The sequence below is a fragment of the Bradyrhizobium sp. UFLA05-89 genome (assembly GCF_059803475.1).
This window is the reverse complement of sequence record NZ_JBANBA010000051.1, coordinates 1-22,095: the sequence shown is the minus strand read 5'-3', so window position 1 is coordinate 22,095 and position 22,095 is coordinate 1. Positions and strand designations below refer to the sequence as shown.

Genomic DNA, 22,095 nt, shown 5'->3' with positions numbered 1-22,095 from the left:
CGCACCCCAAAATCAGACCGCCGACTGCAGCGCCTGCCAATATTCGTTTGAACTGCATGCTTCCCCACTGTTCTCATCGTGAGGGCGCAAACACACGCTCAAATTGAGGCGCAAAAAGGGAGGCGCCGAAGCTTTCGCTCACGCAGCCACGTTCGCCAGGAAGCGGTCGACCGACGAGCGCAATTGCATCGCCTGGTTGGAGAGATCGTGCGCGGTGGCAAGCACCATGTCAGCCGACCGGTTGGCGTTGTCGGTCGCCTCTGCCGTTCCGGCGATGCTGCGTGCGACAACGGCGGTGCCGTTGGCCGCCTGGCCGATGTTTCTGGAGATCTCGCCGGCAGCGGCATTCTGCTGGCTAACGGCCGCCGCGATGCGTCCGGTAAAGCTGTCGATCTCGCCGATGATCAGCGCGATGGCGCCGACATTGTCGACGGCATGGCGCGTTGCCGACTGCACCTCGGTGATTTGCGAAGAAATGTCCTCGGTCGCTTTCGCGGTCTGGGTCGCAAGCGCCTTCACTTCGGAGGCGACGACCGCAAAGCCCCTGCCCGCTTCGCCGGCGCGCGCAGCTTCGATCGTGGCGTTGAGCGCGAGCAGATTGGTCTGCCCGGCAATCGTACGGATAAAGCCGACCACCTCGTCGATCTGCTGCGCGGCGACGGCCAGCCGGCCGATCGTCTGGTTCGCGGCTTCCGCCATGCCGGAGGCGCGCTGCACGATCGTGGTCGCATCGGCAAGCTGGGACGTGATCGCTTGGACGGATTCGCCGAGCTGACTCGCGGCGCTCGCGACCGTCTGGACGTTGGTCGAGGTTTCCTTGGCGGTTGATGCCGCCTCGCTCGATTGCGTGCCCGCAGTGCGCGCGGTGGAGGCGAGGTTTTGCGCCGTGTCGGTCAGTTCACCGGTCATGCGATCGGTGTTGCTTAGCACCGTGCTGAAGGCGGATCGGAAGGCATCGATCTCGGCTTCCAGGCGCTGCCGGCGGTTGCTCTGCGCGGCGCTGCTCTGGTCCTTGGCGGCAATCAGCGCCAGATCGTCATCGGCGCGGGCCTTGAGGCTCGCCTGCATGACGGCGAGCGATTTCAGGAGCCGGCCCAGCTCGTCGCTGCGACGTACGGAGATCTCATCGGTGAAATTGCCGGCCGCGACACGTTCGGCAACCCGGACCGCCGCCGAGATCGGCCGGCTCATCGAGTAGGAGAAGGCGAGCGCGATGATCAGCCCGATCATCACCGTACCGACCGCAACCGATAACATCGTGGTGCGCGCCTGCTCCACCGCCCCTTCTGCGGCAGTGCGATACTCGTAGCCATAGGCTGCAACCAGCTCGACGAGATCGTCGATCGAGGCCATCAGGCGATCGCCCTGCTCGGCGAGCAGGAAGCTCGTCGGAATCTCCGTCACCCCGCCGGGCGACGGCTTGAGGATTTTGAGTGCAGCGCCCGACCAGTCCCTGAGCTGGTTCTCGGCCTTCTCGCGCGCCGCTGCAACGGACGGCGACGGCGTGCGTTCACGCACAACATTGAGGTCTTCGAAGCTGCTGCGCACCAGTCTTTCGAATTTCGTGACCATGTCACCCGAGGCGCCGGCAACCAGGCTGCGCTGGAGCACGAGGCGCGCCTCGTGCAGGGCCGCATGGGCGGAGCGCGCATGGTTGATCCCCATCAGGGGTCCGTCATAGAGCTTGACGACCATGTCGCCGGAATTGCCTATCGCGCGAATACCGTAGAAAGCGATCGCGCAGGCGAGCAGGACGACGACGCTGAAGGCACCGAAAATCTTGTAACGTATCGACATCATCAATCTCCGGTACCCGGCGGGCCCGTTAGTCCGTCACCTTGACCATCATCTTCATACGCGGATGGATCGCGCAGATCACCTGCACGTCGCCAGATTCCTTGAAGGAGACATCGGTCGAGGTGCCCGGCGCCTGTGAGCCGAGATTGAACTCGTTGCCCTTGGTGGCCGACATGATGTTGTGGGGCACCGTATCGTCATTGAGAAACGTGACCGCCTCGCCCTTCTTGACCGAGATGCTTTCGGACGAGAAGACGCGGCCCTGCTGGTGAATCACCTCGGTCGCAGCGTAGGCGCCGACCGAAAGACCACAGATGATGACGCCGGTGAACAGAGCGAGTGTACGCATGGGGATATCCTTTTTGAAGATCGTTGCTAGCGTGGAAGGACCGGCACGGCCGTTGGACCGAGTTCGCTGGTCAATGTCTTGAGGAAGGCGACGAGATCGGCCTTTTCCTGGACCGTCAGCCCGAGCGGCCGCATCAGGTCCGAGCGGCTGGGACGATCGACGCCGGCATGGTCGTAGTGGTCGATCACCTGCTCGAGGGTCGCGAGCGAGCCGTCATGCATATAGGGGCTGCGGCGGCCGATCTCGCGCAGGCCCGGAGTCTTGAAGGCGTGCTGCATCTTGACGACGCCGGGCAGATATTCGCCGCGACCGACATCCTTGCTCGGCAGACCGATGTCCTGAAAACCTTCGTTGGTGAAATTCCAGCCCTCGTGGCAGGCGGCGCACTGCGCCTTGCCGTTGAACACGGCGAAACCGCGCTTGGCGTCTTCCGAGATCGCCTTCTCGTTGCCGTCGATCCAGACGTCGAACGGCGCGCGCTCCGAGACGATGGTGCGCTCATAGGTGGCAATCGCCTGCGCGAGTGTCTTCGCCTTCATGCCTTCGCCGGGAAAGGCCGCGTCGAACAACGGCTTGTATTCGGGAATGCTCGAAAGGCGCGCCAACAGATCGTCGAGCTTCATGTTCATTTCGCCGGGCGACTGGATCGGGCCGAGCGCCTGCTCCTCGAGCGTCGGAAGACGCCCGTCCCACATGAAGATCGCGCTCCAGGCGGCGTTGACGATGGTCGGCGAATGGCGTCCGAGCTTCGCCATGCCGTGACCGATACCGACAGCGAGCCCGTCGCCCCAGCCGAAGCCGGGACTGTGGCAACTCGCGCAAGACTGCGCCGAGCTCACCGACAGGCGCGTATCGAAATAGAGTTTCTTGCCGAGCGCAGCCTTCTCGGGCGTGTACGGATCATCCTTGGGAAACGGAATCGTCGTCGGCCGGCGGTATTGCGCCTTCAGGGCATCAAGTCCGCCCGACGCCTTCTGCGTGATCTCGACCTTCCGGCTTTCACCGACGACGGCCGCGCCAAAACCGATCGTGCTGAAGCCGAGAACGCCAAGACCAGCCGAGGCGATCGTCGCAAGGAAGGCGATCGAGCGATAGGAGCCGCGCACCGGCATACAATGTCCCCAAAAAAACGTGTCATTCGCGACACCAAAAAGCTTCGACGCAATGAAACGCCAGAACGACATCGTGACAATTAGAGTCAAATCGTTAAATAAGATTTCCATGATCATGCCATGGCGCTATCGGCTTTCGGCAATTCCGCAAGCATAGAGTGCGGGAAAAACAGGTAGCAACCAGAGCCACGCAAGTCCCCCGCAAATATACGGAGAAGGCACACCAATGCGCAGCTCAGTTGCGCCCCGACAGCGCGCGCACGCGCGCGTAGGCCGGACGTGCGAGGCAGCCGTCGAGCCACCGCGCCAGATGCGGACAGACCGAGAGATCGAGCCGGGAAATCCTGCCCCAGGCAAGGATGGAGGCGACGTTGAGGTCGGCAACCGTGAAGCCGTCGCCAGCGAGATGACCGCGTGCGGCGAGCGCCTGGTCGAGGATGCCGAGCGGCTTTTTCAGTAGAAGTTCGGAGCGCGCGGCATGCGAGGGGTCGCGGCAGAAGTCCGGCAGCAATGCGCGATGCATCAACAGATCGAGCAGCAGGCCATCCAGCTCCAGCATCGCCCAGATGCTCCACTGCGAGGCAAGGCCGGTGACCTCCGGCCCGCAATGCATCGGCCCACCATACTTCTGTGCGAGATAGAGATTGATCGCCATGGATTCCCACAGCACGAGATCGCCGTCGACGAGCGTCGGTATCAACGCGTTCGGATTGAGACGGAGATAGTCCGACGTTTGCAGATCAGCGGGGCTGGTGCTCCTTTCGATCAGCTTGTAGGGCTGTCCGATCTCCTCGAGCATCCAAAGGCAGCGAGTCGCGCGCGATCGCAGATTTCCGTAGAGCTGAAGCATCCTGGCCTCCACTGGCAGACGGAACGGGTCTCAAGGGACGAGATCGACCATATCCGAATTCACGCGAAAGGCGTATGCTCCTCCTGCGCCTGTCCGGCCGGACCAGTATTTCAGCGGGAGGACCTCAATGTCCGCGAGCGTGATTTTTCACGATGGAAATCGGCAGTTGCAGGACCAGTTCGACAGCCGGCGGATTTCCGACCGGCTGGAGGAGAAGCTGACGCGGACAGAATTTTCCGACGACGACAGGCTGTTCATCGGGAGCCTGCCCTATTTTTTCCTGGCAACGGCCGATGCGAAGGGACAGCCGGACTGCTCGTTCAAGGGCGGGCCGCCCGGCTTCGTGCGCGTGATCGGGCCATCGGAGATCGCCTTTCCGGACTACGACGGCAACGGCATGTTCAAGAGTCTCGGCAACATCGTCGTCAACGCCGATGTCGGCCTCCTCTTCATCGCCATGCACGGCAAGCCGCGGCGCCTGCGCGTCAACGGCACGGCGAAGGTGAGCGACGCCGATCCGCTTCTGGCCGAGACCGTCGGCGCGCAGCTCATCGTGCGTGTCACCGCGCGCGCGATATTCCCGAACTGTCCGCGCTACATTCCGACAATGCAGCTCGCCGAGCCCTCGATCTACACGCCGCAGGCCGGGTGCGCCGCGCCGGAACCGAAGTGGAAGGGATTTGCGGACTTCAGCGATGTCGTCCACCCGCGACAGCCGACGTTCAAGGGCTGATGACGGGCGACGACGGCCGGGTCGAGCCCGGCCGTCATAACTCAGGAAGGCGATGCGCGAAGCGCGCCCCTACTCCCACGACCAGGCCGAGAAATCGTTCTCGAACTGCGGGACTTCCTTCCAGACACCCTTCAGCTTCTTGTTGGTAACGGTGACCCATTGCGGCTGGAACAGGAAGCCGGCAACCGCATCAGTTGCCAGCATGCGCTGGGCGTCGCCAAGCAGTTTTGCGCGGCCGGCTTCGTCCGGCGTCGTCACGATCTGCTTGTAGAGGGCGTTGAACGCCTCGTTGTTATAGCCGAGATAGTAGTCGGGTTCAGTCAGCTTGACGAGATCGAACGGCTCGACATGGGAGACGATCGTGAGGTCATAGTTGTGTGGCCCGTTCGGCGCGAAGACCTGCGACAGCCACTGCGCCCATTCGACGTTCTCGATCTTCGCGGTGATGCCGACCTTGGCGAGCTGGGCCGCCAGGATCTCGCCGCCCTGCCGTGCATAGGGCGGCGGCGGCAGCTTCAGGCTGATTTCTAGCGGCGTGGCGACGCCGGCTTCCGCCAGCAGCTTCTTCGCCTTCTCGGGATCGTAGGGATTAACACCGGTGGTGTCGACATAGCCGAGCGAGCCTGGCGTATAGAAGCTGCCGATCGGCGTGCCAAAACCTTCCACGGCGCCCTCAATCAGCGCCTTGCGATCGATTGCGGCGAGGATGGCGCGGCGCACCCGCACGTCGTCGAGCGGCTTCTTCTTCTCGTTGATGGCGACGATGGTCTTGGCCTTGGAGCCGCCGACCAGCACGGTAAACCGCGGATCGCCCTTGAACTGAGCGACGCCGCGAGTCGTGACACGCGGAAACGCGTCGACGTCACCGGACAGCAGGGCAGCAATCTGCGCTGCGGGATCGCCGATGAAGCGGATCGTCACCTTGGCGAGCTTGATCGCGGAGGCATTGCGATAGTCAGCCCATTTGTTGAGCGTGATCGAGGAGCCCTTGACCCAGGCGCCGAGCTGGTACGGCCCGGTGCCGACCGGCTGGGTCACGTTGGTCGGCGCGCTCTTCGGCTCGACGATCGAGGCACTCGCCTGCCCGAGCAGGAACGGCAGGTTCGGTTCGGAATATTTCAGCGCAACCACGACCGTGTCGGCGTCCGGCGCGTCGATCTTCTCGAAGCTCTGGAATAGACTCTTGTCCTTGTTGGTGCTGTTCGCGGCTGCGTTGCGCTCGAACGAGAACTTCACCGCAGCGGATTCGAACGGCTCGCCATTGTGGAATTTGACGCCCTTGCGCAGCCTGAAGGTATAGGTCTTCAGGTCGGGCGACGCCACCCAGCTCTCGGCGAGCAGCGGCGACACCGAGCCGTCCTCGTTGATCTTGGTCAGCGTCTCATAGACGTTGTAGAGCGTGACTTCGGCAATCGCCGCGGCGGCCGCATTGGTCGGATCGAGCCCCGGCGGCTCCAGCGTCATGCCCATGATGACACCGTCCTTCTTGCTCTGCGCCAGAGCTGGCAGCGGTGCCGCGGCAAACGCGGCCGCTACCGCGACGATGATGAGTTTCTTGAACATTTCTTTTCTCCCCGGCCATTGACCCGATCAATCTATGCCAATCCGCAGCTTGGCGCTAACCCGCCTCGCTGGTCGCGGCTGGCAACGCCATCACCTGTTCGGCCTTGTGGCAGGCGGCAAGGTGCGATTCGCCGACCTTGCGTAGCGCAGGGGCGGCCTCGCGGCAATGCTGGTCGGCGAGCGGGCAGCGGGAAACATAGGGGCATCCGGTCGCAGCTGACGATTGTGAGGCAATCGCCTGCGCGCCGCGGCGGCTACGCACACGCCCGGCGCGCGCGCGCGGCACCGCCTCCAGCAGCGCGCGCGTATACGGATGGGCACAATGTTCGAACAGGTCCTCCGGCCGGCCCTGCTCGACGATCCGGCCGAGATACATCACCGCGACCTCGTCGCAAAGATAGTCGACGACCGCAAGGTCATGGCTGATCAGGATGTAGCTCAGGCCGAACTGCTCCTGGAGGTCCTGCATCAAGTTCAGAACCTGCGCCTGCACTGAGACGTCGAGCGCGGAGACCGGCTCGTCGGCGACGATCAGTTTTGGCTGGGTGATCAGCGCGCGCGCAATCGCGATTCGCTGGCGCTGGCCACCGGAGAATTCGTGCGGATATTTGTCCATGTCCGCATCGCGCAGGCCAACCTGTCGCAGCACCGCAGAGACCCGCACGCGCAGTGTCGTACGATCGGTGCGCTCGAGTGCGGTGAGCGGCTCGGCGACGATCCGCGCGATGGTCTGGCGCGGATCGAGCGATCCGTACGGATCCTGAAACACCATCTGAAAATCGCGACGCGCGCGACGGAGCTCATCCGCGGGCAATTGATTGAGGTCGCGGCCGAGCAGCTCGACCCGCCCCGACGTCGGCCGCTCCAGCGCCATCACCACGCGGGCAAAGGTCGACTTGCCCGAGCCGGATTCGCCGACCACGCCGAGACTCTTCCCCGCCTCGATCCGTACACTCACGCCGTTGAGCGCCAGCACCTCGCCCGGCGGCCGGAACAGGCTTTCGCGTGGCAGCGTGTAGCGTTGCACGAGGTCGTTCACGCGGAGAAGCGGTTGCGAGGTGGCGGTCATGCCGGCACCGCTCCGACGCGATCAGCCATTGACACGTCAGTCCTGATGCAGCGGACACCATGGTCATGTCCGACCTCCACCATCGGCGGGAGCGCGGCACGACAACCATCGATCACCAGCGGACAACGATCGGCAAACGTACAGCCGGACGGCAGATCGGCAAGTTCGGGCACGGTGCCGGTGATGGTCTTGAGCCGCGTCCCCTTCCGCGCGCCGAGCCGCGGCCGGGCCCGGAACAGGCCTTGCGTATAGGGATGGCCCATGCGCCTGAATACGTCGTCGGTCGGCCCGCTCTCGACCACCGTGCCGCCATACATCACCATCATGCGCTCGACGTTCTCGGCGATGACACCGAGATCGTGCGAGATCAAGATCATCGACATGCCCCGCTCCTCGACGAGATCGGCAATGAGGTCGAGGATCTGGCCCTGGATGGTGACATCGAGTGCGGTGGTCGGCTCGTCCGCGATCAGCAGGTCGGGCTCGCAGGCGAGCGCCATCGCGATGGTGACGCGCTGACGTTGGCCGCCGGAAAACTGGTGCGGATAGGCATCGACGCGCTTTGCCGCGTCCGGGAGCCCGACCCGGTCGAGCAAGGCGATCGCCTCGGCGCGCGCCTGCGCCGCCGAATAATTCTTGTGCCGCCGCAGCGGCTCGGCGACCTGATGCCCGACCGTATGCATCGGGTTGAGCGCAGTCATCGGCTCCTGGAAAATCATGCTGATGCGGTTGCCCCGCAGCTTGCAGTAATCCGCATCGGAAAGTCTTACGAGCTCGCGACCGTCGAGGCGGACGCTGCCGCCAAGGACAGCGCTCTCAGGCAACAGGCCCATCAGTGCGAGCGCGGTGACCGACTTGCCGCAGCCGGATTCGCCGACCAGACCGAGCGTCTCGCCGCGCTTCAGCGAAAAACTCACGCCGCGAACGGCCTGGGCCGGGCCTCGGCTGGTGTTGAGACGGACGCCGAGATTGTCGACGTCGATCAGCGGCGCGTTTGCGGGGTTGCCCATCGTCACCGCTCCCGCGCCAGACGAGGATCGAGCAGATCGCGCAATCCATCGCCGAGAAGATTGAGGCCAAGGACGGCGACCGCGATCGCCGCGCCCGGATAGACCGCAAGCATCGGCGACTGGAACAGCAGCGTCTGCGCGTCGTTCAGCATTCGTCCCCAGGAAGGCTGCGGCGGCTGGGTGCCGAGCCCGAGATAGGACAGCGCGGCTTCGGCGAGAATCGCGAGCGCGAACTGGATCGTCGCCTGCACGATCAGGATCGACAGGATGTTCGGCAGCACGTGCTCGATCGTGATGCGGAAAGCCCCCTTCCCCGCCGCGCGCGCCGCCAGTACGAACTCGCGCGCCCAGATCGCGTTGGCCGAACCGCGGGTGACGCGAACGAAGATCGGGATCTGGAAGATGCCGATCGCGGTGATCGAGGTCAGCATGCCCGGACCGACCACCGCCGCGAGCATGATCGCCGACAGCACGGCCGGAAAGGCGAAGGTGAAATCGCTCATGCGCATGATGAGCTCTTCCGTCCAGCCCTTGCGCGCGGCGGCGATCAGGCCGAGGCAGACACCGAAGCTCAGCCCGATGCCGACCGCGATGATGCCAACCAGGATGGTCGAGCGCGCACCGACCAATAGCAGCGAAACGATGTCGCGGCCGAAGGAGTCGGTGCCGAGCCAGTGCGACAACGACGGCGGCTTGAGTTTCGAGGCGATGTCGATCTCGTAGGCCGACCAGGGTGTCCACACCAGCGAGAGCAGCGCCGAGCCGATCACCAAGAGAACCAACGCGCCGCCCAGGACGAAACTGCGATGGCGGAACGCGCGGCGCCAGAAGCCGGTCGCAGGCTGCGACGGTGCTGAAGTCGTCGGCAAGCCGACGGCGGCGGTCAGCGGATCACTCACAGGTCGTGGACCTTGATGCGGGGATCGATGAAGGCATAGAGCACATCGACCACGAAATTGACGATGACGACCATGGCCGCAAGCAGCATCACGCAGTTGCGCACCACGATCAGGTCGCGATTGGCGATCGACTGGAAGATCAGTCGGCCTAAGCCGGGCAGATAAAAGACGTTCTCGATGACGATGGTTCCGGCGAGCAGATTGGCGAACTGCAGACCCATCACGGTCATCACGGGGATCATCGCGTTGCGCAGCACGTGGCCCCACAGTACTTCGCGCTTGCCGAGCCCCTTGGCGCGGGCGGTGCGGACGAAATCCTCGCGCAAGACTTCCAGCACAGCCGAGCGCGTGACGCGGGCAAGGATCGCTGCCTGCACTACGGCGAGCGAGATCGCCGGTAGCAGCAGCGATTTGACGCCGGGCCAGATGCCGTCGTCCCAACCGGCAAAGCCGCCGGCCGAGAGCCACTGCAGCTTCACCGAGAACAGCAAGATCAGCAGAATGGCGAACCAGAAGTTCGGCAGCGCGATGCCGACCTGGGTCAGCGACATCACACCGACATCGCCGAGCCTGTTGTGATTGGCGGCAGTGTAGATGCCGGCGGCGAGCGCGAGTGTCACCGTGATCAGCATGGACATGATCGCCAGCGGAATGGTCAGCACCAGGCGCTCGGCGATCAGGCCGGCGACCGGCGTGCCGTAGACGTAGCTGTTGCCGAGGTCACCCACCGCCATGCCCTTGATCCATTGCAGGTAGCGCACCATGAGCGGCTGATCGAGGCCGAGCTTGATGGTCAGGGCCCGCACTGCATCCGGCGAAGCATCGGCGCCCATCAGCATCTGCGCGGCGTTGCCCGGAAGCGCATCCAGCACCAGGAAAATGATCAAGGACGCGCCGATCAGCGTCGCCAGCAAGGTCACAAGCCGCCTTAGGACAAATACGCTCATGCGCTCTCGGGTTCAGGCTCTGGAATTCAGGGCTTCCCTGGCACGATCAACATGTCCGGGCGCCGGACGCAAGTGCCTTGGTGCAAGTACCTTGGTGCAAGTACCTCGGTGCCTGTGTCCCACTTTCAGCCGGGCCGGCGGGACAAGAGATCGTGCGAGGCCTCGAACAGCGCGCTGACACGCAACAGCTCGGCATCGTCGCGGAAGCGGCCGGCGAGTTGAAGGCCGATCGGCAACCCATCGCGGCCGAACCCGCAAGGCAGGCTGATCGCGGGATGACCGGTCATGTTGAACAGCATGGTCCAGGGGAACCAGTGCGGCCGGACGCTGTCAAAGCTCTTGCCGTCGATCTCGATGGTGCCGAACAGGTCCTGGTCGATCGGCAGCGCCGTCCGGGTCAGGGTCGGCATCGCCAGCAAATGGCCGCGCGCGAGCAGCGATTGCACGCGGCGGAATAACGCCGTGCGCGCGAACATCGCCTCCTGGTAGTCGACGCCGCTTACCTTCGTGGCGAGCGCGAGCTGCTTGAGGAACGTTTCGCTCAACTCATCCTTGTGGTCGGCCGCGAGCTTGGAAAAACGCGTCCGCCAGACGGTGTGGTTGATCGCGCGCCAGATCGGCTCGATGTCAAACCCCTCGCCAGAGAATTCTTCGAGCTCCGCGCCGAGACCCGCCAGCCGGTCGAGGCTTGCCTTGAAAGCACTGGCGACATCGGCCGAGACGGGTCGTCCGGGCGGCGACAGGCAGTACATGATCTTCTGTCCGCGCAGATCGCCGCGCGGCACGGCCGCGCCGACGAAATCAGGCGCGGGAAGACCGATCGACCAGGGATCGCAGGCATCCTCCCCGGCCATGGCCTGCATCATCAGCGCGGTGTCCGCGACGGTCCGCGTGGTCGGCGTGACATAGGTCTGGTTGCCGAAGACGTCCTGCACCTGGCTGTGCGGGATCACGCCGTTGCTCTGCTTAAGGCCGACGACGCCGTTGCAAGCTGCGGGAATGCGGGTCGAGCCGCCGCCATCGGTTGCGACCGCCAGCGGCGCGATGCCGCTCGCAACTGCCACTGCGGCACCGCCGCTGGAACCGCCGGAGGAGCGATGCACGTCCCACGCGTTACGGGTGCAGCCGAACAGCGGCGAGTCGGTCAGGCATTTCGAGCCGAATTCCGGCGTCGTGGTCTTGCCAACCAGGATCGCACCATGGGCGCGCAGCCGTTCCACCGCCACGGCGTCCTCCTCCGGCACATTGTCCTTGTAGGGAACGGCGCCGAAAGTGGTTTTCACGCCCTTGGTGTTGACGATGTCCTTGATGGTAGTGGGAATGCCGTGAAGAAGGCCGAGCGGCTCGCCCGCCATCACCTTGCGTTCCGCCTCGCGCGCCTCTTCCATCGCTTCGTCGCCACACAGCGTGATGAAACAGTTCAGCCTCGGCTGCAACGCTTCGGCGCGGGCGAGCACCGCACGTGTGACCTCGAGAGGAGATATCTCCTTGCGGCTGACGCGTCTGCGCAGTTCAACGGCCGATAGAAAACAGAGATCTTCGCTCATGTCGGGACAGGCTCGCGTGACGTTGTCGCGAACTTGGCAGCCTCAAGCGGGCCTGTCCATTTCCGACGGCGCATGGCCGCAGTCCCGGGGGACATTCTTGGAGGCGAGCGCCCGGATGCGCTACCAGCGCCAGTCGATCTCGCTGAGGCGCGGCGGATCGGCGCCGGGCCGGGTGCAGGTGAAGCCGGCACAATTGGCCGCGAAGGACAGCGCGCGGCGCAGCTCATCGGCGCCGATGTCTTCCAGGGGTTGACGTCGAAGACGTCCCTGCTTGTGCAGGGCGAACAGCAGCGCCGCCTGAAAGCTGTCGCCGGCGCCGATCGTGTCGGCAACCGTCACCTTGGGCGCGGCGACCTCGATCTTCCCCGCCGCCTTGTGCCAGGCGACGGCGCCGTCGATGCCGCGGGTGATGACGACGAGTTTGGCGCCTTGCCCAAGCAACGCTTCGGCCTTCCGCTGGTATGGCTCGTCACCATAGAGATATGTGAAATCGACGTCGGACATGCGGACGATATCGGCGTTCGCCGCGAACTCACCCATGCGCGCAACATAGGACGGCTTGTCCTTGACGAGGTTGGGCCGGCAGTTCGGATCGAACGAGATGGTCGAGGATGCCCTGGCGTCCGCGATCAGCGCCTCCGTCTCGGCCGCGCCGGTGTCGTTGACCAGCGTGGTGGAGCCGACATGCACCGCTTCGATGGTCTCCAATGGAATGGAACCGCGCCGATAGGTCCAGTTCCGTGTCGCGGTCTCGGCGTCGTAAAAGGCGTAATGCGACTCGCCGGCAATGATGCGCACGAAAGCGAGCGTGGTCTGATGATCGCTGCGCGTGGCGCAGCGAAGCTCGACGTCGGAGGCTTCGGCATGGGCCGCGATCATCTGCCCGAACATGTCGTTCGAGAGGCCTCCGACGAATCCGGTCGGCGCGCCCAGCCGCGCCATGCCGATGGCGACGTTGAGACAGGAGCCACCGACCGCGGGCATCACGGCCTCGCGGCCGTCGGCTGCGCGCGTCGGCACGAAATCGATCAGCGCATCGCCACAACTGAGCAGCATCACCCCTAACCTTATCTTGCCCTTATCCCGGCAGCGTCAGCCCGAAGCCGGCCATCGCTTCGCGGCTGCCACGGTCGACCTCGCGCAACATCTTATAGGCCTTCCGCTTGCGGCTGTGAAATTCGGCCATGCCGGGAGCCGTCGGCTCGCTGAGGCGGCCAAGCGCCGACATTTTGGCCATGGTCTCGCCGATCGAAGCGAAGGCGCCGCCGGCGACCGCGCCGAGCATCGCGGCACCGAGCAGCACCGGCTCCCTGGTCTGCGGCAGCGCGACGGTCAGTCCCGTGGTGTCCGCCATGATCTGCCGCACCAGCGGGCTGCGGCTCGCCCCGCCTCCCATGATCATGATGCTGGAGTGAACGCCGTGCGCGGCAAAGGCCTCGATCACCTCGGCAAGGCCGTAGGCAAGGCCGCAGAGCCCCGCGACGAACAAGCGCTCCATCGCGCCGATGTCGGTATCGAGATCGAGGCCCGCGATCACCGCGCGCGTATCTGGATCGGCGTATGGCGAGCGGTTACCGATGAACTCCGGGAGAACGTGAATGTCGCGCGCCAGCAACGCGGCACGGCTCACATCACCCGCGCGCGCAATAACGCGCTTCTCCAGGAAGTCGATGATATCAACCCCGTCCTTGCGCGCAGCCGCGCTCGCCTCGGTATATCCAGCGTGCGACTTCAAAAGATGGTCGATCGCGGCTCCCGCTGCCGACTGTCCACCCTCGTTCAACCAGAAATTCGGCACCATGCCGGAGTAATAGGGCCCCCACACGCCGGGAACGAAGCACGGCTCGGTGGTCGTCGCCATGATGCAGGCGGATGTCCCCATGATGTAGGCGAGGCGGTCGCAGACATCTGCGGTGCCGCCCGAGCCGTCACGTCCGCCGATTGCGCCGATGCCGCCGGCATGGGCATCAATCAGCGATGCGCCGACCGGCGTACCCGCACTCAACCCCAGGTCGGCCGCCGCCGCCCGCGCCAGGCCGGCGCCGAGCCGCGTGCCCGGCGCGACGATCTCGGTGCCGATCCGGGCATATTTTTCTGATACGAAGTCCGACAGCCCGATACGCTGGAAGAACGGCGCACTCCAGCCGCCACCATCATGCGCCAGATAGTTCCATTTGCAGGTCACCGTGCAGGTCGAGCGCTGGAGCGAGCCGGTCGCGCGCCAGGTCAGATAGTCCGCGAGATCGAAGAAATGGCCGGCGATATCAAAACTCTGGCGCAGATGGCGCTTCAGCCACAGCAGCTTCGGCATTTCCATCTCGGGAGAGATCGATCCGCCGACATAGCGCAGCACATCGTCCTGCGTCTCATTGATCAGACGCGCTTCGGTCGTGGCGCGGTGATCCATCCAGACGATGACGTTGCGCTCCCGGTCGCCGGAGGTGCTGACTGTGACCGGTTCGCCATCCTTGCCGAGCACGACCAGCGAGCAGGTGGCATCGAAGCCGATGCCTCGCACGGTATCAGGCGCAATCCCCGCCTCAGCCATGGCTGCGCGGACGGATCTCGCGCAAGCATCCCAGATGTCCGACGACGACTGCTCGACGATATCGCCGGCCTCGTGCCAGATCCGGATCGGATGCCGCGCCGTCGCCAGAAGGTTGCCAGCCTCGTCGAAAACCCCTGCCCGCGTGCTGGTCGTCCCGACATCGACACCGATATACGCTTGCGGCATTGTCGCTCCCGTCAATTTCGACGAGGAGCCTACCAGCAAGTGTAACCGCCATCCACTAGCACGATGCTGCCCGTCATCAGGCTCGCGGCCTCGGAGCTCAGGAACAGCACAACCGAGGCGATCTCCTCCACCTGCCCCATCCGTGCCATCGGAGTTCCACCAATCCAGGCGTCATACATTTTGGGATTGCTCTTCACGAAGGCGTTCAGCGGCGTCTCGATATAGGTCGGCGCGACCGCGTTGACGCGGATGCCTCGCGCACCCCATTCGGCGGCAAGCGACTTGGTCAGATGATGCACCGCGGCCTTGGAGGCGTTGTAAAAGGACTGCTCCTGCGGCTTGTTGACGATAAAGCCCGACATCGAGCCGACGTTGACGATGGTTCCCGCCTTCGCCTTCAGCATGTGCTTGCCGAATTCGCGGCAGCACCAGAAGGTCCCGTTGAGATTGACATCGATGACGTTGAGCCAGTGCTCGTCGGTCACGGTCTCCGCCGGGGTCTCGCTGCGGGCAATGCCGGCATTGTTGACGAGAATATCGACCTTGCCGTGACGGGCGACGAGTTCGTTCGCGACGTCGGCGACGCGCCTGGTGTCGGTCACGTCCATGACGACGGTCTCGGTATCGTAGCCCTTGGTCTTCAGGCCTGCCTGGGCGGCCTGGGCAACCTTGCCGTCGCGGTCGGCGATGATCACCCTGGCGCCGGCCTCCGCCAGCGCCTCGGCACAGGCGAGCCCGATGCCCTGCCCGCCCCCGGTGATGATCGCAGTCCTGCCGTTCAGCTTGAACTTTTCCAGGTACATGTTGCTTTTTCCCGTTTCTTGTTCGCCCAGCTTGTCAGCCCCGGATCGCGTTGCCGCCCTCGTTGAAGCGGTGAATGCGCGCAGGTACGGGCACCAGCGACACACGGTCGCCGGCATGCAGGCTCAACTCGCCGATATAGCGTGCGGTGAGCATGCCGAGCTGGCCGGCGTCGACATAAAGAAAAGTATCGCTGCCGAGATGCTCGGCGACCGCAATCGTACCCGGCCAGCCGCCTCCACCATCGCGCTCGATCTTCAAATGCTCAGGCCGCACGCCGATCGTGATCGCGCCGTGCTGAAGGGCGGGCTCGCCGGTGACGAAATTCATCTTGGGCGAGCCGATGAAGCCCGCGACGAACAGGTTGGCCGGCTTCTCATAGAGCTCGAGCGGTGAGCCATATTGCTCGATCTTACCGGCATTGAGCACGACGATCTTGTCGGCCATCGTCATGGCCTCGACCTGGTCATGGGTGACGTAGATCGCGGTGGTGCCGAGCTGCTTCTGGAGCCGCGTCACCTCGATCCGCATCTGCACGCGCAGCGCGGCGTCGAGGTTCGACAGCGGCTCGTCGAACAGGAACGCCTTGGGTTCGCGCACGATCGCGCGCCCGATCGCGACGCGCTGGCGCTGGCCGCCAGACAGCTCGCGCGGCTTGCGCTCGAGATAGGGCGTGAGGTTGAGGGTCGCGGCTGCAGCTTCGACCTTGCGGTCGATCTCGTCCTTTGCGAGTCCTGCCATCTTGAGCCCAAAGCCGATGTTGCCACGCACACTCATATGCGGATAGAGGGCGTAGGACTGAAACACCATCGACAGGCCGCGCTTGGCGGGCGGAACGGCGACGACGTTCTTGCCGTCGATGAGGATCCGTCCATCCGTCACGTCTTCGAGCCCGGCGATCAACCGCAAGAGCGTGGTCTTGCCGCAGCCGGAGGGACCGACGAACACCACGAAGGAGCCGTCCGCGATGTCGAGGTCGGCGCCCTTGATAATGTGCACGGGCCCGAAGGCTTTCTGCACGCCTTGAAGTGTGATTTGACCCATGTTGCGACAGCCCTTTCGCTACTTGACCGCGCCAAAGGTGAGCCCGCGCACGAGCTGCTTCTGGCTGAACCAACCGAGGACAAGAATAGGCGCGATTGCCAGCGTGGAGGCCGCCGACAATTTTGCCCAAAACAATCCTTCGGGACTCGAATAGGACGCGATGAACACCGTCAGCGGCGCCGCCTCCGATGTCGACAGGTTGAGCGTCCAGAACGCCTCGTTCCAGGCGAGGATGAGGTTGAGCAGCAAGGTCGACGCCAGGCCGGGGATGGCCATTGGCGTCAACACATAGACGAGCTCGCGGCCGACGGTGGCGCCGTCCATGCGCGCCGCTTCCAGGATGTCGCGCGGAATCTCCTTGAAATAGGTGAAGAGCATCCAGATCACGATTGGCAAATTGCCGAGGCACAGGATGAAGATGAGGCCGATGCGTGAATCGAGCAGGCCGACGTTCTTGTAGATCAGGTAAATCGGCACGAGCACGCCAACCGGCGGCATCATCTTGGTCGACAGCATCCAGAGCAGGATGTCCTTGGTGCGCTTTGTGGGCGAGAACGCCATCGACCACGCGGCCGGAATGGCGATCAACAGCGCGATCAGCGTCGAGCCGCCGGCGATGATGATCGAGTTCAGTGCGTGGTGGAGGTAGTCGCTGCGCTCCTGCACCGTCGCGTAGTTTTCAAGAGTCCAGTGGAAGAACAGGAATGAAGGCGGAATGGCGAAGGCCTCCAACTCGGTCTTGAAGCTTGCCAGCACCATCCAGAGGATTGGAAAGAAGATCAGGAAACCGCAAAGCCAGGCGGCTGCCGTCGAGACCGCGACCCGCTGCGTCGTTGCGATCCGTGCCATGATCTAAGCCTCCAGATTGCGGCCGACGATGCGGACGAGGAAGAAGGCGACGATGTTGGCGATCACCACCGCGACGAGGCCGCCCGCGGACGCGCTGCCGACGTCGAACTGGATCAGCGCCTGCGAATAGATCAGGAAAGCGATGTTGGTCGTCTGAAGGCCGGGTCCGCCGCCGGTGGTGACGAAGATCTCGGCAAACACCGTCAGCAGGAAGATGGTCTCGATCAGGATCACCACAGTGATGGGGCGCGCGAGATGCGGCAGCGTGATGTAGATGAAGGTCGAAACCCCGCTCGCCCCGTCCATCTCCGCGGCTTCCTTCTGCTCCTCGTCGAGCGATTGCAGCGCGGTCAGGAGGATGAGAGTCGCGAACGGCAGCCATTGCCAGGCGACGATCAGGATGATGGCGAACAGCGGCACGTCGTTGAACCAGTCGATCGGCGTCAGCCCGAACACCTTGGCGAGCCAGGCAAACAGGCCGGAAACCGGATGCATCAGCAAATTCTTCCAGACCAGCGCGCTCACCGTCGGCATCACGAAGAATGGTGCGATCACCATCAGCCGCACGATGTTGCGGCCGATCACGGGCTGATCGAGCAGAAGCGCCAGGGGAATGCCGAGCAGAATCGTCAGCAGCAGCACCGAACCGACCAATACCAGCGTGTTCTGAAGCGAGGCGAGAAAGGCCGGATCGGTGAGAAAGTAGCGGAAGTTTTCCAGACCGACGAACGCTTCGGAGCCGGGATCGAGCAGGCTGTAATGCAGCGTCGAGAAATAGAGCGTCAGCGCGAGCGGGACGATCATCCAGATGAACAGCAGCCCGACGGCCGGGGCCAGGAGCGACCGCGCAAGAATCTGGGTCTGCTTGGTTGCCATCCTTGCTTCTCCTCTGGAGGGAAGAAGGCGGCCATCCATCCTGTCTGGCGGATGGCCGCAGTTTAGGCTCTCAGGAGGGTGAGCCTTGGTCCTACCTACTTGATATAGCCGGCGCGCTTCATCTCGCGCTCGGTCGTGGATTGCGCCGCCGAAAGCGCGGCATCGACGGTGGTCGATCCCGACAATGCGGCGGAGAACTGCTGTCCTACCTGCGTGCCGAGGCCCTGGAATTCTGGGATCGCAGCATATTGCACGCCGACATAAGGCACTGGCTTCACAGTCGGCTTGTTCGGATCCGCCGCGTCGATCGAGGCCAGCGTCAGCTTTGCGAACGGCGCGACCTTCAGGTAATCAGGATTTTGGTAGAGCGAGGTCCGCGTACCTGGCGGCACGTTGGCCCAGCCCTCCTTGGAAGCCACGAGCTTGGTGTAGTCCTTGCTCGTCGCCCAGGCGATGAACTTCTCGGCAGCGTCCGTCTTCTTCGAGCCGGCAGGGATTGCGAGACTCCAGGCCCACAGCCAGTTTGCGTTCTTGCCGAGCCCGGTGTTCGGCGCCAGCGCAAAGGCGACCTTGTCGGCGACCTTCGATTCCTTCGGATTGGAGACCATGGACGCCGCAACCGTCGCGTCGATCCACATCGCGCACTTGCCGGCGTTGAACAGCGCCAGGTTCTCGTTGAAGCCGTTCGAGCTCGCGCCGGGAGGGCCGGCCTCCTTCATGAGATTGACATAGGTCGTGAGCGTCGTCTTCCATTCCGGCGAGTTGAACTGCGGCTCCCACTTCTCGTCGAACCAGCGCGCGCCGTAGGAGTTGGACATGGCGGTGAGGAACGCCATGTTCTCGCCCCAGCCGGCCTTGCCGCGCAGGCAGATGCCGTAAACGCCAGCATTCTTGTCGGTGAGCTTCTTGGCCGCATCGATCACGAAATCCCAGGTCGGGCTTTCCGGCATCTTCAGGCCGGCCTTCTCAAACAGATCGGTGCGGTACATCACCATCGAGCTCTCGCCGTAGAACGGCGCTGCGTAGAGCTTGCCATCGACGGAGACCGCATCCTTGATTTTCGGCAAGAGGTCGGCGACGTCGTATTCGGCGCCGAGATTGGCGAGCGGCACAAGCCAGCCCTTCTTGGCCCAGATCGGGACCTCGTAGGTGCCGATGGTGAGGACGTCGAACTGCCCGCCCTTGGTGGCGATGTCGGTGGTAACGCGCTGGCGCAGCACGTTCTCCTCGAGCGTCACCCATTTCACGTTGATATCAGGGTTCTTCGCAGTGAATTCGCTGGTCAGTCCCTGCATGCGGATCATGTCACTGTTGTTGACGGTGGCGATCGTCAGGGTCGTTTCGGCCATCGAGGGGGCGGAAAACAGCAGTGCAGACACGCCGCAGACGGCGCCTAGGACTTTTTTCACGGTGACCTCCCTATACTCGCGTTTTGAGCATCTGCCCACGCGTTGGGCGTATGTTCAACTCAAGGCCGGAGCTTTGTCAAGCAGGCGCGTGCGCCCTCCCCTCAATTCAGGGTGGTGCAGTGCAAGAGAGATTAGTGCAGATGCGCCGCGAGGCCGCTGGTTCAGCGCTCGAGAATCGCGCGGGCGGTCGCCTCGTCCGTGATCAAGCCGTTGATCAGGCGGCCATTCAGCGCCGCGGCGATCGCCGGCACTTTTGCCGCGCCGACCGCCGCCCCGATCGTCGTGGTCTTGACCGGCACCTCGGGCGGGATACTGGTGAGGCGCTTGTTGGTGCCGCCCTTGAGCAGGCGGCCCTTGGCATCATAGGCCCAGCCGGTGATCTCGCCGATGGCGCCCAGCCGCATCATCTCGAACAGCTCGTCGCGGGTGACGAAGCCGTCGACGTGGACCTGCGCCTTCTGGTCCATCTGGCCGATGCCGACGAGCCGCAGATCGGCCTTGGTCGCGATCGCCTTCACCTTCGCGATCGGCTCGATCCGACCCATCTTGTTGCGCTCGTCCTCCGACGACATCAGGAACGGCAGCGGCATTGGATAGTGGCGCGCCCCGGTGCGGTCGGCCAGGCGCCCGACGGTGTCGTAGAAGCTCGCCGAACCGTCCGCGGAAATGTTGCCGACCAGCGAGACGATCTGGTGATTCGGCCGCTCGATCGGGGTAACGCGCTCGACCGCCGCGCGCACGGCGCGCCCCGTCCCGAGCGCGACGATGACCGGCGTCTCGGAGCGCAGCGTCGAGTCCAGGAGGTTGGCGCAACGCTCGGCAATTCCAGCGGTCGCCTGCGGCGCCGCGGGATCGGCCGGCACGACCTCGCAATGGGCAAGCTCAAACCGCTGCTTCAGCCGCGCCGCCAGTTCCATGCAGGCGGCAATGGGATGCTCGAGGCGAAAGGTGATCAGGCGTTCGGCAAGGCACAGCGAAACCAGTCGCTGCGCCGAGGCGCGCGAAACCTGGAGCATTTTGGCGATCTCGTCCTGCGTGTGACCGGCAATGAAGTAGAGCCAGCCGGCGCGCGCGGCATCGTCGAGCCTGGATTTTTCGTTCTCCATCGCCATGGCCGGCGTCACGCGTCCTTCCAGAAATCGCCCATCTGCGCGAAGACCCGATCGGCCCCGGCAGCGGTCAATATAGCGCGGCCGTCGCGGGCGCGATAATGGCTGCCGCCGACAAATCCCCAGACCATCATGCCGGCGGCCTTGGCCGCCTGCACGCCGCTGACGCTGTCCTCGATCACCAGCGTGCGCGCCGGATCGGCACGCATCTTCTCTGCGGCGTAAAGGAACAGGTCGGGCGCCGGCTTGCCGTATCTGACCATTTGCGCCGTGTAGAGCCGGTCGCCGAAATGCGGCTTGAGGCCGGTGACGTCGAGCGAAAGCGACACGCGATCGATGTCGCTCGACGAAGCGACGCAAAACGGCCTGTTCAACTCCGATACCACCGCGCCGATCCCGGGGATCGGCTGCAATGCACCTGCGAAGGTGGTCAGCACCCTCGACTTGAAGCGAGGCAGGAAGCCATCCGGCACGACTTGTCCGAGATCGCGATAATGCTGCTCGATCGCCTTGGTGCTACGCCCCAGGAACAGCTCGAGCGCCTGCTGCTCGCTGAGCGCGATCCCGAATTCGGACAGCACCTCGGAGAGACAGCGGCAGCTCAAGAGCTCGCTGTCGACGAGCACACCATCGCAGTCGAAGATGATCAGGTCGGGCCTGGTTGCGTCCATCGAGGCATTCGATCATATACTCACGAGCTGGGCAATAGCTCACGGTATAGCTGCCTGACGACGGACGACCCGGCAAGCCCGCCCCTCGAATACGGATTCGTCACGGCATTGCCTTGTGCGCCGCGTCCGAACCGGCGGCAACGAGCGCCGTCCTGCGATCATGAATCAGATTCTCGAGACGATGGGCTGCAACATTGAGTGTTGCAGCATCCAGGGCTTGTTCTTCGTCGTCCGCCGTGGCGCGTTGCGCGCGCAAGACGTCGTCGATCTGATTTTCGATCTCCAGCAATTCCGAGGCGTTTCCGGCGTGCCTTATCCGTTGCCCCAACGCATAGAGCGTATCGAGCGCCGGCTCCCTCGGCTTCAGCTCGCCGGATCGGAGAAACCGCCAGGCTGCCGCGAGCACCGTGATCAGCGCGCCAAGCGCCATCGGTGCCAAGAAGATGGCGTTGCTCCACTTGTCCAGGAAGGATAACTGACTGCCATTGTAAAACTCCGCCGCTCCCGCATGGACGGGAAGAAAGGCGCCGGCGTCGGTATCAGGTGCCTTGAACTGCGCCAGGATCGGCAATTCGGCCAGAAGGTCCCTGCGAGCGGTCGTGATGGCGTGCGTGAAGCCCGCAATCATATCGTTGTCGAGACTCTTCTTGCCGACCAGATAGAAGGCTGTCTGGAGTGTGGTGACATCATCTTCGGGAACGGGAGGGGATCCGCGCAACGTGCCCT

Annotated in this window: 20 protein-coding genes and 1 pseudogene; 1 reads left to right on the top strand and 20 read right to left on the bottom strand. The window is 63.9% G+C overall.

Features of this window, described 5'->3' with window-relative positions; genetic code table 11:
* Positions 1-138 precede the first annotated feature (138 nt).
* The 4 genes from SO139_RS24695 to SO139_RS24680 form a co-directional block, all read right to left on the bottom strand.
* A complete protein-coding gene (locus SO139_RS24695; protein WP_449378386.1) occupies positions 139-1,797 on the bottom strand; it encodes a methyl-accepting chemotaxis protein in 1,659 nt (552 codons plus the stop codon).
* 28 nt (positions 1,798-1,825) lie between these two features.
* Positions 1,826-2,146 carry a plastocyanin/azurin family copper-binding protein gene (locus SO139_RS24690; protein WP_449378385.1) on the bottom strand — a complete coding sequence of 107 codons (321 nt, stop codon included), beginning with the start codon at positions 2,144-2,146 and terminating at the stop codon, positions 1,826-1,828.
* Positions 2,147-2,172: 26 nt separating this feature from the next.
* Positions 2,173-3,258 (bottom strand): cytochrome-c peroxidase, encoded by a 1,086-nt coding sequence (locus SO139_RS24685; RefSeq protein ID WP_449378384.1) that lies wholly within the window; start codon positions 3,256-3,258, stop codon positions 2,173-2,175.
* Between the two features lie 235 nt (positions 3,259-3,493).
* Positions 3,494-4,108, bottom strand: a complete 615-nt coding sequence (locus SO139_RS24680; RefSeq protein WP_498540710.1) for a glutathione S-transferase family protein — start codon at positions 4,106-4,108, stop codon at positions 3,494-3,496.
* Positions 4,109-4,235: 127 nt separating this feature from the next.
* Here SO139_RS24680 and SO139_RS24675 point away from each other — a divergent pair, with 127 nt between their 5' ends.
* Positions 4,236-4,841, top strand: a complete 606-nt coding sequence (locus SO139_RS24675; protein WP_449378382.1) for a pyridoxamine 5'-phosphate oxidase family protein — start codon at positions 4,236-4,238, stop codon at positions 4,839-4,841.
* 69 nt (positions 4,842-4,910) lie between these two features.
* On the opposite strand, the gene SO139_RS24670 is transcribed toward SO139_RS24675, so the two are convergent.
* The 16 genes and pseudogenes from SO139_RS24670 to SO139_RS24595 all read right to left on the bottom strand — a co-directional run.
* On the bottom strand, positions 4,911-6,404 hold the full coding sequence (locus tag SO139_RS24670) for an ABC transporter substrate-binding protein (RefSeq protein ID WP_498540709.1): 1,494 nt from the start codon (positions 6,402-6,404) through the stop codon (positions 4,911-4,913).
* Positions 6,405-6,459: 55 nt separating this feature from the next.
* Positions 6,460-7,473 (bottom strand): ABC transporter ATP-binding protein, encoded by a 1,014-nt coding sequence (locus SO139_RS24665; protein ID WP_449378380.1) that lies wholly within the window; start codon positions 7,471-7,473, stop codon positions 6,460-6,462.
* On the bottom strand, positions 7,470-8,483 hold the full coding sequence (locus SO139_RS24660; protein ID WP_449378379.1) for an ABC transporter ATP-binding protein: 1,014 nt from the start codon (positions 8,481-8,483) through the stop codon (positions 7,470-7,472). Before SO139_RS24660 ends, SO139_RS24665 begins: the two co-directional genes overlap by 4 nt.
* A 2-nt stretch (positions 8,484-8,485) precedes the next feature.
* Entirely contained in the window at positions 8,486-9,382 is an 897-nt protein-coding gene (locus tag SO139_RS24655) for an ABC transporter permease (protein ID WP_449378378.1), read from the bottom strand.
* Positions 9,379-10,329, bottom strand: a complete 951-nt coding sequence (locus SO139_RS24650; RefSeq protein WP_449378377.1) for an ABC transporter permease — start codon at positions 10,327-10,329, stop codon at positions 9,379-9,381. The genes SO139_RS24655 and SO139_RS24650 overlap by 4 nt, the downstream gene beginning before the upstream one ends.
* A 125-nt stretch (positions 10,330-10,454) precedes the next feature.
* On the bottom strand, positions 10,455-11,876 hold the full coding sequence (locus SO139_RS24645) for an amidase (RefSeq protein ID WP_449378376.1): 1,422 nt from the start codon (positions 11,874-11,876) through the stop codon (positions 10,455-10,457).
* Positions 11,877-11,996: 120 nt separating this feature from the next.
* Entirely contained in the window at positions 11,997-12,932 is a 936-nt protein-coding gene (locus tag SO139_RS24640) for a carbohydrate kinase family protein (protein ID WP_449378375.1), read from the bottom strand.
* A gap of 22 nt (positions 12,933-12,954) precedes the next feature.
* Positions 12,955-14,610, bottom strand: coding sequence for an FGGY-family carbohydrate kinase (locus SO139_RS24635; RefSeq protein ID WP_449378374.1), 1,656 nt, complete (start codon positions 14,608-14,610; stop codon positions 12,955-12,957).
* A gap of 29 nt (positions 14,611-14,639) precedes the next feature.
* Positions 14,640-15,413, bottom strand: coding sequence for an SDR family NAD(P)-dependent oxidoreductase (locus SO139_RS24630; RefSeq protein ID WP_449378373.1), 774 nt, complete (start codon positions 15,411-15,413; stop codon positions 14,640-14,642).
* Positions 15,414-15,447: 34 nt separating this feature from the next.
* Entirely contained in the window at positions 15,448-16,455 is a 1,008-nt protein-coding gene (locus SO139_RS24625) for an ABC transporter ATP-binding protein (protein ID WP_498540708.1), read from the bottom strand.
* Positions 16,456-16,473: 18 nt separating this feature from the next.
* On the bottom strand, positions 16,474-17,304 hold the full coding sequence (locus SO139_RS24620; protein WP_027521139.1) for a carbohydrate ABC transporter permease: 831 nt from the start codon (positions 17,302-17,304) through the stop codon (positions 16,474-16,476).
* 3 nt (positions 17,305-17,307) lie between these two features.
* Complete coding sequence (locus SO139_RS24615) at positions 17,308-18,180, bottom strand: carbohydrate ABC transporter permease (protein ID WP_449378371.1); 873 nt, start codon at positions 18,178-18,180, stop codon at positions 17,308-17,310.
* A 95-nt stretch (positions 18,181-18,275) separates the two neighbouring features.
* A complete protein-coding gene (locus SO139_RS24610; protein ID WP_449378398.1) occupies positions 18,276-19,529 on the bottom strand; it encodes an ABC transporter substrate-binding protein in 1,254 nt (417 codons plus the stop codon).
* Between the two features lie 221 nt (positions 19,530-19,750).
* On the bottom strand, positions 19,751-20,701 hold the full coding sequence (locus SO139_RS24605; protein ID WP_449378397.1) for a sugar-binding transcriptional regulator: 951 nt from the start codon (positions 20,699-20,701) through the stop codon (positions 19,751-19,753).
* 8 nt (positions 20,702-20,709) lie between these two features.
* The gene (locus SO139_RS24600; protein ID WP_449378370.1) at positions 20,710-21,369 is read right to left on the bottom strand and encodes an HAD family hydrolase; all 660 of its coding nucleotides are present in this window, start codon (positions 21,367-21,369) and stop codon (positions 20,710-20,712) included.
* 100 nt (positions 21,370-21,469) lie between these two features.
* Positions 21,470-22,095 (bottom strand): annotated as a pseudogene (locus SO139_RS24595) (TAXI family TRAP transporter solute-binding subunit); the annotation flags it as partial.